Source organism: Kosakonia sp. HypNH10, from assembly GCF_029850615.1.
Lineage (GTDB): Bacteria > Pseudomonadota > Gammaproteobacteria > Enterobacterales > Enterobacteriaceae > Kosakonia > Kosakonia cowanii.
This window is the reverse complement of record NZ_JAOTIU010000003.1, coordinates 147,496-159,364: the sequence shown is the minus strand read 5'-3', so window position 1 is coordinate 159,364 and position 11,869 is coordinate 147,496. Positions and strand designations below refer to the sequence as shown.

At 55.1% G+C, this 11,869-nt stretch carries 9 protein-coding genes; 2 read left to right on the top strand and 7 right to left on the bottom strand.

Translation table 11 applies throughout. From position 1 onward, the window contains the following. Positions 1 to 10: 10 nt before the first annotated feature. Genes tssM through N7V53_RS10165 form a run of 5 tightly spaced genes read right to left on the bottom strand, consistent with a single transcriptional unit; the run spans position 11 to position 7,270 of the window. Positions 11 to 3,622, bottom strand: a complete 3,612-nt coding sequence (gene tssM / locus N7V53_RS10185; RefSeq protein WP_279793294.1) for a type VI secretion system membrane subunit TssM — start codon at positions 3,620 to 3,622, stop codon at positions 11 to 13. 3 nt (positions 3,623 to 3,625) lie between these two features. Then, complete coding sequence (locus N7V53_RS10180; RefSeq protein WP_023480133.1) at positions 3,626 to 4,864, bottom strand: DotU family type VI secretion system protein; 1,239 nt, start codon at positions 4,862 to 4,864, stop codon at positions 3,626 to 3,628. Positions 4,865 to 4,881: 17 nt separating this feature from the next. Next, positions 4,882 to 6,225 (bottom strand): type VI secretion system baseplate subunit TssK, encoded by a 1,344-nt coding sequence (tssK, locus tag N7V53_RS10175; protein ID WP_023480188.1) that lies wholly within the window; start codon positions 6,223 to 6,225, stop codon positions 4,882 to 4,884. Between the two features lie 23 nt (positions 6,226 to 6,248). Beyond that, positions 6,249 to 6,755, bottom strand: a complete 507-nt coding sequence (tssJ, locus tag N7V53_RS10170) for a type VI secretion system lipoprotein TssJ (RefSeq protein WP_279793292.1) — start codon at positions 6,753 to 6,755, stop codon at positions 6,249 to 6,251. Between the two features lie 23 nt (positions 6,756 to 6,778). Then, on the bottom strand, positions 6,779 to 7,270 hold the full coding sequence (locus tag N7V53_RS10165; protein WP_279793291.1) for an SH3 domain-containing protein: 492 nt from the start codon (positions 7,268 to 7,270) through the stop codon (positions 6,779 to 6,781). A 968-nt stretch (positions 7,271 to 8,238) separates the two neighbouring features. Here N7V53_RS10165 and N7V53_RS10160 point away from each other — a divergent pair. Next, positions 8,239 to 9,942, top strand: a complete 1,704-nt coding sequence (locus tag N7V53_RS10160) for an alpha,alpha-trehalase (RefSeq protein ID WP_279793289.1) — start codon at positions 8,239 to 8,241, stop codon at positions 9,940 to 9,942. A gap of 51 nt (positions 9,943 to 9,993) precedes the next feature. Here N7V53_RS10160 and N7V53_RS10155 read toward each other — a convergent pair whose 3' ends face one another. After that, a complete protein-coding gene (locus N7V53_RS10155) occupies positions 9,994 to 10,245 on the bottom strand; it encodes a GlsB/YeaQ/YmgE family stress response membrane protein (RefSeq protein WP_023480073.1) in 252 nt (83 codons plus the stop codon). Between the two features lie 209 nt (positions 10,246 to 10,454). Between N7V53_RS10155 and N7V53_RS10150 the strand changes: the two genes are divergently transcribed. After that, a complete protein-coding gene (locus N7V53_RS10150) occupies positions 10,455 to 11,186 on the top strand; it encodes a flagellar brake protein (RefSeq protein ID WP_279793287.1) in 732 nt (243 codons plus the stop codon). Here N7V53_RS10150 and emtA read toward each other — a convergent pair whose 3' ends face one another. Continuing rightward, complete coding sequence (gene emtA, locus N7V53_RS10145; RefSeq protein ID WP_023480169.1) at positions 11,187 to 11,801, bottom strand: membrane-bound lytic murein transglycosylase EmtA; 615 nt, start codon at positions 11,799 to 11,801, stop codon at positions 11,187 to 11,189. Positions 11,802 to 11,869: the final 68 nt, after the last annotated feature.

The window sequence follows — 11,869 nt, the reverse complement described above, 5'->3', positions numbered from 1 at the left end:
CCTTTGCGGATCAAGGACATGCGAATCGTGGGAGCTGGAACGGATTGCGGATACTGTTAGGCGCAAACTCCAGCGTGACCTGATGCCCGTCAACCGTGAATGTCGCCTGGCGGCTCAGGCTGCTGCTGCCAGGGCTTACGCGCGCTTTATCGAAAAAGCGGTTCAGCGCCCAGGCGCCGTTGGTCACCAGTGTTGCGGTTGTACCATTGGCCAGACCCAACTGCATGCGCACCTGGTTGGTGCCGCCTGTTCCCGGCCAGCTAACAATTTGTACCGCCTGCGGCCCATGGCTGTAGCGCAGGATCTGCCCGTCCACATCCAGCGTCATATTGAGGATAGTGTTATCCATCCGCACTGTACGCACCGTGGTACGAAAAGAGGGTGTTGCACTGCCATTGGCAAAGAAGGCGTCGCGAATCGACTGCGCCTGCTGGAACGGGACCAGCACCCCTTCGCTTCCCGGCAGCGTTTTGCCGTCGATGCCCGGCATAAAGCGCCATGTGGCCTGCGTGGTATCGACTTTATTGGTCAGATTATCGCGAAAGAAGACATCCATCAGGCCGGTACCAGGGGCGAACATGCGCGCCAGATCGTCCGGCGTCACTTCAGCGCTGGCAGAACGCACCAGCGGGTAACGCCCGGCGATTGCCTGACGGCAGAAGCTGCCCACTTCGACGCTGATACGCTTACGCACATTCTCCATATCACGGCGTTGCGTATCGCTGCTCGCGCCGACCGCCATGTTGCTGAACATGGTTTGCAGGCCGCCAGGCAAGCGCCCTGCGCTGGCCTGCAGGCGGCTGATCGCCTCTCCACCCGGCGCTGGCATACCGCTGTTGGCTGCATCCTGCACCGCCGTCAGGTAGCGATAGAGTTCATCAACCTGCTTAAGGAAATCATCAAAGACGATGGTTTTACCGCCCTTCTCCAGCGGCTGCGCCAGTTCAATGATCGGCGCAAAGTGCTCGGTCACGCGCTGTTCAGGCGTCTGGTTAGCGGCCGCGTTGCCCGCAGCGCTGTTTTCACGATTACTGAAGAGCGACTCCAGCATCTGTGTACCGCGATTGCTACTTTCAGGGTTTTTCTCTTTCTCCGCCGCAGCAGGGTCATCGCGCACCAGCGTCAGCTGCTGGCTTAGGTTAACCACCAGACGGCGCAGCGGTGAGTTATTGCTGGAGAGAACGCGCGCCGTATTGATGCGCTGATTGAGATCGGCGCTGTTATTCAGCTGAATGTCGCTTAAGAAGCTGTCCCAGATGGTAATGAAGTCGCGAGCGTAGAGCTGGCGCACCGCATTATCGGTCTGCTGTTTATCTTCCGGCTGCGTGGTTGAGCCTAATACCCAGGCGTCATCTTCATGCAGGGAGGCGGTCACCGGCGCTATCTGCGCATTGAAACTGTTCCAGTAACCATTTGGCGTATAGAGACCCGGGATGCCGTCGTTCACCGGCTTGCCGCTTTTGCGCGAGAAGACCAGTTCACTCTGCGGACCACCCAGCGTAGCCAGCGACACCGGCTTGAGGTTTTCATCACGCTCCAGCAGGCGTTTAAGGCGTCCATAGACACGCGTTGAGAGTGGCTGCTGGTTAATCAACGCCTGCTCGCGGCTGATGAGCGCGTCATCTTTTGCATAGGGCGAAGCGACAATCTGCTCCTCCAGCAACTGCGTCAGGTGCCACTCCAGCTGGCGGATCTGTGCTTTGGTTACGTTCTGCGGCAGATTGCGTTCCAGGTTGAGCATCACCCATGAGTGCAGGAATTTGCCATCGTAATGTTTCGGCTGGTAGAGCATCTGATACGCTTTCAGCGCTTCATAGCTGTACTCGACGTCACTGCCGTTGTCGTTACGCAGCCAGGTGGTGACGCGCATTGCTACTTCCGGCAGCAGCATCTGCTCCAGCGCTTTTCGGTAGAGCGCCTGGGAGGCATCCGACACATCGTTACCGCGATAGAGCCCCATCCGGCGGGTAATCGGCGGATGATTGATGTCGAACTCTTCACTCTGCGGCAGCTCGGCAAGGCCATTCAGCAGCGGCAGTAAGGCAAACAGATCGCCCTGCTGGCGGTTACGCAGCGCTTTGATCTCCTGATCGAGCGCCGGCACTTTCGCCTGGACTTCATCAAGGTAATCTTTGTTGTTGCCGTAGCTGGTGAACCAGAGCGCGCTGAGAATAACCAGCAGCGCCAGCAGCGCGGCATAACCAGACCAGATGACTGCACGGCTGCGCAGTTCCCACCAGCGGTTCTGCCCGGCGATCCCCGCTTCCTGGAAGATAACGTTCTGCAGGAGGTGCTTGATAAAGAAGCTCTGCCCTTTACCACCCGGCACCGGCTCATCTTTGCTGACGGAATCCCAGTTATCGCCCGACTTGCCCTGCGGCAGCGAGAGGGCGCGGTTAAGCTCACCCATCACCCGATCGAATGGCAAACCTTCCTGCGTACCGCTGGCGAAATAGATACCGCGCGGCGAGAACTCGGTCTCAAAGTTGGAGCGGGCAAAAATCGTATCCAGATAGTCCGACAGTAGCGGACGCAGCGCGGCAAACTCTTGCGGAAAGAGGAAGCACTCGGCACGCGCCTGCGGATCGCTCTCACGCAGCATCGTATCCGGCAACCCGGCGTCCAGACGCTGTTGCAGCAAGGCAAATTCCTGAATAAAACTGCCCTGCAGATCGAAATCGGCGAGCTTCGCTTTTTCCCACGGGAAGGTGAAGCCCCAAATCTGATCGCGCTGCGCTTTATCAAAGCCGGAGAAATAGGCGCGGAAGCCTTTAAGCAGGTCAGCTTTGGTTACCAGCACATAGACCGGGAAACGGATGCCTAGCTGCTCATGCAGTTCGGTGAGACGTTTGCGCAGATTGAGCGCCTGCTCGCGCGAGGCTTCAGCCGACTGGGTCAGCAGGTCGGCGATACTGATGGTAATAATCACACCGTTGATCGGCTGACGGCGGCGGTATTTCTGCAGCAGGCCGAGGAATTTATTCCATTCACTGGCGTCCTGAACCTGCTCGCTCTCCTGCGTGGTGTAGCGTCCGGCGGTATCAAGCAGGACGGCTTCATTGGTGAACCACCAGTCGCAGTTGCGCGTTCCGCCAATACCGCGCAGCGCGGTTTTGCCAAAGCGGTCGGCGAGCGGGAATTGCAGGCCGGAGTTCACCAGCGCAGTGGTTTTACCGGAGCCTGGTGCACCGATAATGACATACCACGGCAGCTGATAGAGGTACTGAGTGCTGAAACGCTGGGTCCAGAGGCCACGCTGGCCCGGCTGGTTAAAGTGCGCTTTTTTCAGTACCTGTGCCGCCTCTTCGAAACGGTCGTTCAGCACCTGGTCGTCGCTGGTCAGACGTTGACGCTCAGAAGGATCCTTCGCCTCTTCGCTTTTAAGGTTGTCCATCAGCTTGCGGTTGAGCCACGCATTATAGAGACGCGGCACAATGTGGCTGTGAACCCAAATCAGGTACATCACCGCAATGGCGATCATGCGGTTTTGTTCGGACTCCAGCGGTCGGGAATCGACGACCGACAGCAGCGGCCCGATCATCCAGATAACCGCAGCCAGCCCGGTAACGCCAAGGAAACCCCACAAAATGCGGTTAGTCAGCAATGAAAGCAACATGTTCATCCATTAGTTTCCTTGCGGCAGTCCGTTCAGCTCGGCGGCCGTATTTTCCGGCGACACAAGCAAGGTAATTTCGACACGGCGGTTACGCGCGCGGTTTTCGGCCGAGTTGTTCGGCGCGATGGGATCCATCTCCCCTCGCCCTTCGGCTTTCACACGCTCCGGCTGCGAAAGGTGTTTTTGCAGCAGCGACTGCACAGAGCGCGCGCGCTCAAGCGACAGTTCATAGTTGGAGGCGAAACGTGCGCTGCGAATCGGCACGTTATCGCTAAAGCCGACCACCAGGATCTTACCGCTGACATTGTTCATTGCCTGCGCAACGCGGTCGATGACCGGCTCGTAGCTATCGCGCGCAACCGTGGATGCAGACGCAAACAGCCCGTCACCTTTCAGGGTCACGACGCTGCGATCGGCCTCATCACGCACCGCCACCAGGCCGGCCTTGATCTCAGGACGCAGGAACTCGCGCAGGTTAAGCACCGGCTGCACATGCTGTACCGGCTGCTGAACTGAAACTTCCGGCAGCTGCGTCTGGTAGATCTTCGCCAGTACCGGATTGGTGTTATCGCCCAGCCGCCAGTTGAGCACGATATAGAAGAGGCAGGCGAGGAAACCGGCCAGCCCGGCGCAGGCCCACAGTGGGATCACCGGACGCCACAGTTTGCGCATTACCGGCTGATCTTCCGGATGCGGCGAGAGCGGCGGTGGGTAGTTGCCCCGCACGCCGCGGATCATCTGCCATAAACGCTGCTTGATGGTTTCAAGCTGTGTACGGCCGTTATCCATTACGCGGTAGCGCCCTTCAAAACCCAGCAGCAGGCAGAAGTTGATTAACTCCAGTAGCGCGATATGCTCGCGCGGGTTTTGCGACAGACGCGCCAGCAGCTGGAAGAACTTCTCCCCGCCCCAGGTTTCGTTGTGAAACGTCACCAGCAGGCCGCTGCCGGACCACACGCCGCGGCTGCCCCACGGTGTGAGCGCGGCGGCTTCATCCAGAGCGGTGCAAAGACAGTAGCGTGCGCCCACGATGACTTCGTACGCCAGGCCGGATTGCTGGCAGCGCACTTCAAAACGGCGAATTTCATCTATCAGGTGCTGACGTAGCCCGCTCTGATCGTCATGAGAGACCGAGTAGCGGATCTGCGGTATCGCATTGAGCAGCGGATTTGCGGCCGCCACCAACGCATTGTTACCACTTGCTCCTGCCAGGACGGCATCGCTGCCGGAGGCGTGTTGTTGCTGCATAGTGTGCGCTCGCTGTGTTATTCCGTCGGGCTACGGATGGCCCAAAATTCCATATCAAGACCGGGGAATTCGCCCGCCAGATGCAGTGCGAAAGCGCCCGATTTTTCCATTTCGTTCCAGAGCTCGCCGCCCTTTTCCAGTTCAAAATAGTTATAACCGGCGTGCCATGGAATTTGCGGCGGTGCAACAGGCATGCTGCGAAGCTTCATGCCAGGCAGTTGAAGCTGCACCAGATCGCGGATTTTGGTCACTGGCGCGACTTTCATCTGCGCCGGGAAGTGAGTTTGCAGAATTTCGCCCGGAACGCTGGCCTTCACCGCCAGCACAAAACCAAACTCGCGCGCCATGGTGGTGGTTGGCAGCGTGGCGATGTTCAGGCCATGAGTACGCTCAGTGAGCGGCAGCTGGATGGCATGCTCTTCCATTACCAGCGACAGCCCCTGGCGCAGCATCAGCTGCAATTTACTGAAGCAGCCGGCGAGATCGTCATGGTCATAAATCGGCAGCGTCTCTTCCGGTGAACGCGCCGCGGTCCAGGTGGTGAGCTCGGTGGCAAACGCCAGCCAGCTGCGCCATAACTCTTCCGGGTGGATCATCGGCAGCGATTTCAGGTGCGACATCTGCCCGACGTGATGGTTAATCAGTGCCAGCAGCGAGAACTCCACCATTTCAGAGGTGTTGAAACGTCCAGGCTGGCGCAGACGCTGCCCAATCTGCTGGCTGCGCTGCATCAGCAGGCTCTGCAGATCGTTCATCACCGCGTAGAGCGAAGGATTATTGACCGCATTTAACATGGGCGGAATATAGCGGTTGTCGATGCGCACCTGGTTGTCGTTGCGCTTCTCCAGCACATGCGCCACGCCGATTGCCGTCCACTCTGCGCTGAGGTCCTTCTCCAGCATCAGTTTCAGGCGCAGGCGTCCAAACTGCACCGCAGCGGGACCAACGGACATGGCGTTGTCATCATCGACTTCGCTCTCCCAGGTGACGTAGCGCGCCAGCGAATCTTTCTCTTCGCTGAAAATCACTTCATCGCGACCGCCGCGACGGGCTGGCAGCGCCAGCACGACACGTTCGTTAGTGAGGTTATCCGGGATCACCAGCGGGGTTGGTGCCTGGCGAGCATCGTTGAAAGAGAAGAAGGTGCCGTCTGGCAGTAAGCCGCTGGCATAACTGACGGCAATGCACCCCTGGCGAAGCATCGCGTCGTCGAGTTCGATATCAAGGTAGCCCCAAAGATAGGGGCGCTGCAGGGTTCCCCACTCGCGAATATGATGCTGAAGATAGCTTTCCGCGCGTTGAAAATGGTGAGGACGCAGAAACATACCTTCGGTCCAGACGACCTTTTCTGCTTTATTCATACTGTATTCCTGTCAGGATGGCGCTATTTGGAAATCACGCGTATTCCGTTAACGTCGAGAAAGATGTTGGCTTCCAGCGCATCTTCTGACGATTTCCAGAACTCATAGAAGTGAGACTCCCCCTGTACCGGAAGCGGCAGGGAGATTCGCCATTTTTTGCCGTCCAGCGCCTGATACTCCGCCATCACGCCAATGTAGCGCGCTTCGGGCGAACTGTTGCCGGTCAGCGTTTTTGACAGCTGACCGGGCATCAGGAAGAACTCATCACTGTTCAGCAGATTGCCGCCCAGTGCGGTATCGGCGTTGTTTTGCAGCGACCAGAAATCGGCGGACATAAATGTCGCGTCCGATTTCAACAGCAACACCCTGACTTTAAGGGGAGCGGACTCATTGATTTGCGGATGAGCCCTGAACTGAAGGTTATAGCTGGTAGGTACGCTGTGTGAAGACGATCCACAACCGCTGGCCAGGGTGGCCAGCACAAAGAAAAACACCAGGCTAATCTGGCGTACAACCGAATTATTATTCATAGCAGGTACTCATCACGGCTGGATTAATCGATGATCCAGGTCCCGGATTTAACGTTTTTGCAAGCCTTACCGCTGCCGTCGACCGTTACGCAGTTCGCTTTTTTACGCTGAACTTTGCGGCGATCGTTACGCAGCGTTTTTTCGTACAGATCGCTTTTAACGACCGCACGCATCGGCACGTAGCCAATCAGCTCTTCCTGACCTTCATCGGCCAGCGCCATCCAGAAGTGTTCAACCTGACCAAGCACAACGTAGGTTTTGCCCGCTTCCAGCTGGCGAATTACTTTGCCGCCGAAATCAGGTTTGCTCATGACAGATGCCGGGTAGAGCGCGCGGTAATCTTGTTTAACCGGTTCGAACTCCTTCGGCGGCAGCACGGCATAACGGTGGGTCAGGGTTACGCCATTCACTTCACTGGTAACAATCGTGTCGTCGGAAGGCGCGGGTTTCGGATGTTTTACACAGCCAGAGACGCCAAATACAAAAAGAAGAGCCAATACGATTCGCATGTTCATAGGGTTTTTTCCATTGCAAATATATTACTGTGTTGACGTGCATCGTTATGGAGAGGGGAAATGAAATCGTTATGAGTGACTCAGTTCCTTGTCCGATAAACGACCTGATAATGAATTAAGGGCATAGCTACCGCACGAGCCTGTCCGCAAGGACCGCCGCAACAATATTACTTTTCATTGACTATCGTGACATGATTTTACAGATCGGATAATTCAATTCAATATCATTGCCGAGCCGTTGAAAAACTATTACTTAATTCTTTTGCAAATTAGGATAAATCTCAAGAAATAATTTCACTTAAGCAGGAAAACGGCAAAATTTTGTTCTGACATGAATCCATCACCGCGAATTATAATCCTAAAGTAATGAATAATAATAAAAATTTTATATGCATTATCTGGTAGTATCCAACCTGAAATATGAGATAGGATAATTCCTAAAAGTCAAAAGCAGTGAACGAATACTACAATATTTGGTAGCCCATATTCCACATTGACTGGCTAACCTTTGCCCTAAGAATGTTTATTTGGGACTTTTCTTCGCTGCAACCAGATTTTTTGCGAAATATATCAACTTTTAATTCTGTTATTCAGCAAAAAAGATAGTTACAGACAAAACTATTACTGCAGTAAATCGCTTTTACAAGGTGACGGCTGCACTTTATTTCATTCAGTGTGACTAAACTCTAATAAAGCACGCTTAACCGAATCCATTCAGCTAAGGCTGATTGATTAAAAATAAGACAATCGGCTGTACGTTCTCTTTGCTAGCTGCCTTCTCTTCTGTAAAGACAAAGCCTTCGCTACCCCGGCACGCCCTGAACAGCCGGATCGCTCAGAGGCGAAAGGTAATTTCTCCGGATTGACACAAAATGCCGGGCACAGCACACGAATTGTCTGAGATTCGTCTATGGTTTTGGTCAAGGTTGAATGCAGCGGTCCGCTGCTTGCTCGTTAAGGAGACATCAATGATAAAACCTGTTTTGCGCCAGCCGCGCACCCTCTTTCTGGTCATGCAACTTGCATTGGGTGGAACATTACTTGCCGCAAATGCCCCAATATTCGCGGCTGAAGCGCAAAACCCGCCGCAAACTCCCGACATCCTTCTCGGTCCGTTATTCAGTGATGTGCAAAGCGCAAAACTCTTCCCCGATCAAAAAACCTTTGCCGACGCGGTTCCCAAGAGCGACCCACTGATGATCCTTGCGGATTACCGCATGCAGCGGAACCAGAGCAGCTTTGATCTGCGCCATTTTGTCGAGGTGAACTTTACGCTGCCGGAAAAAGGCAAGCCCTATGTGCCGCCTGCCGGACAAAACCTGCGTGAGCATATCAACGGCTTATGGCCAGAACTGACGCGCACCACCGATAGCGCGGGCAAATGGGACTCACTTTTACCGCTGCCTAAACCCTATGTCGTGCCCGGCGGGCGTTTTCGCGAAGTCTATTACTGGGATAGCTACTTCACCATGCTCGGCCTTGCCGAAAGCGGCCACTGGGACAAAATCGAGGATATGGTCGCCAACTTCGGCTATGAAATTGATACCTGGGGTCATATCCCGAATGGCAACCGCAGCTACTACCTCAGCCGTTCTCAACCGCCCTTCTTCTCTTTGATGGTGGAGTTACTGGCGACGCATGACGGTGATGAGGTGCTGAAAACCTGGTTACCGCAGATGGAGAAAGAGTATCAGTACTGGATGGAAGGTGCCGATGCGCTACAGCCGGGCGAGGCGAATAAGCGCGTGGTGAAATTAAGCGATGGCAGCATTCTGAACCGCTACTGGGATGATTCCTCAACGCCGAGACCGGAGTCGTGGCTGGCAGATGTGACGACAGCGAAAAACAACCCGAATCGCCCGGCAACGGAGATCTACCGTGATTTACGCGCCGCTGCGGCTTCCGGCTGGGACTTCAGCTCCCGCTGGATGGACGATCCTGAACAACTTGGCACGATTCGCACCACCACCATTGTGCCGGTCGATCTCAATGCGTTGATGTTTAAGATGGAAAAAATGCTCTCTCGCGCTTATCAGGTCTCTGGCGATAGCGCTAAAGCGAGCCACTATGACGCGCTGGCCACCGCCCGGCAAAAAGCCATTGAGACCAATCTGTGGAATACGAAAGAGGGCTGGTACGCCGATTACGATCTGAAAACCAAAAAGGTGCGCAATCAGCTGACCGCCGCGGCGCTCTATCCGCTGTTTGTTAACGCGGCAGCGAAAGATCGCGCCGACAAAGTGGCGGCGGTAACCGAGGCGCGGTTGTTAAAAGCGGGCGGCATCACCACGACTACTGTTAAAAGTGGTCAACAGTGGGATGCACCGAACGGTTGGGCGCCGTTGCAGTGGGTCGCAGCCGCCGGGTTGCAGAACTATGACCATCAAAAACTGGCGATGAGTGTTAGCTGGCGTTTCCTGACCAATGTTCAGCACACTTACGATCGCGAGCAGAAGCTGGTGGAAAAATATGATGTCAGCTCCACCGGTACGGGCGGCGGCGGCGGTGAATATCCGTTGCAGGATGGCTTTGGCTGGAGTAATGGCGTGACGCTAAAAATGCTCGATCTCATCTGCCCGAAAGAGAAACCGTGCAACAGCGTGCCGCAAAAACAGCCTGCGGAAAATGCCACGCCTGTCGCTGAGCCGGCGGCGCAGAAAGTGGCGCAGTAGCGTATAAAAAAAGGCCGCATAACTATGCGGCCTTTTTTCAGAGAAGATCCGTTACCGGCGTACAAGGCGGAAAACCGCCAGCACGACAATCGCGCCGATCACCGCGACGATAAAACTGTGCATGTCAAAGCCCGTAATGTCGCCGCCATAACCGAACATTGTTGCCAGCCAACCACCGACCACTGCCCCGACAATCCCCAGCACACAGGTCAGAATAAAGCCGCCACCGTCGCGTCCTGGCATAATGAATTTCGCGATTACGCCCGCAATCAGGCCAAATACAATCCACGCGAGAATACCCATATTCACTTTCTCCTTTCGTTTATGACGTGTAAATGAACACACCACCATGTAGTGCGTTGCGTACAGTATAGATGTCTTGCGCAAAAGCGCTGTCATCTCACAGATTTAATTCATAATTTAATGAAATAATTTCTACCATTTGTATTAAGTTCTGGCATAGATTGCCGATAAACCATCGACGTTGTGTCAGTATCGAGGAGCCATTCGGCGTGAGCAATTACAGTGAGCAGTTCCTGAAACAAAATCCTCTGGCCGTGCTGGGTGTGTTGCGCGACCTGCAAAAAACGCAGGTGCCGGTTTGTATCAGCTGGGGTAGCGGTCAATTTATCAGCAAAATTCTCGAGGTGAACCCCGAGGCGCTGGTGATGGATTTTGGCAGTCAGGAGTATGAGAACAGCGCTGTTCAACGTGCCGGTAAAGTGACTATTACCGCTGAAACCCATGGCGCAAAGGTTGAGTTCACGCTTAATGCGCTCACCACCGGCAATTATCAGGATCTGCCTGCGTTTATTACGCCGCTCCCGGAAACGCTGTGGTTTATTCAACGTCGGGAATATTTCCGTATTAGCGCCCCGCTCCACCCGGCTTACTTCTGCAAAGCGAAACTGCCCGATAAGAGCCAGTTGCGTTTTCGTCTGTTTGATCTCTCGCTGGGCGGCATGGGTGCACTGCTTGATGGTGAATTGCCGGAAAATGTCGAGCCAGGCATGCGATTCTCGCAGGTTGAGCTGGATATGGCTTCGTGGGGGCAGTTCTACTTTGATGCGCAGCTGATTGCCGTGGGCGAGCGCAAAGTTGTGGATGGTAAAAATGACACCATCGCTACGCCGAGACTGAGCTTCCGCTTTTTAAATGTCAGCCCGGGCGTCGAGCGCGAACTCCAGCGCATCATCTTTGCGCTGGAGCGCGAGGCGCGCGAACGCGCCAGCCGGGTGCGCTAATTACATCGCATCCATCGCTTTTTGTACTTTCCAGATATAACGCGGGGCTTGCGGCGCGGGGTGTTTTTCCGCTACGTGCTGCAAAAAGCCCTTCGGGCTTAACGAGTTAATCTCGTCAATCGCCTCCTGGCGGTCCGAAGAGAAGGTGCGCAGCAGCGCGCCCGCGCCATTCACATAAGAGACCACCAGCGCATACTGCATCACCAGCGGATCTTTGATCCCGGCAAGCGGCCCATGTTCAAGAATGCTCAGGTAGGCCGCGCCCATTGAGATATTGCGCTCCGGGTTTTTCAGCTCGCGCGTCGAGGGTTGCCCGCTCCAGCCCATACGACGATAGACTTCGCGCCCCGCCGTTGACGCTTTCAGCTGCATCAGACCCACCGCATTCGATTTACTGACCAGCTCCGGGTTGCCGCCGGATTCCACGGCAATCATCGCCGTAATCAGTTCCGGGCTAACGCCCCACGACGCGCCAGCTTTTTCACTAATCGGCATCCACTGCATCGCCCGTTTGACCGGCACTTCCGGGTTCCAGTCGGGATTACGATAATCCTGTTTTGTCGAGCTACAGCCCGCCAGCAGCACCACTAAAAAGGCAAACCATCTTAATTTCACGCCAGAAAATCCTTATATAAGCTGTACATCACGGCGGATGACAATGACCAGGGTTAGCGGCATGATAA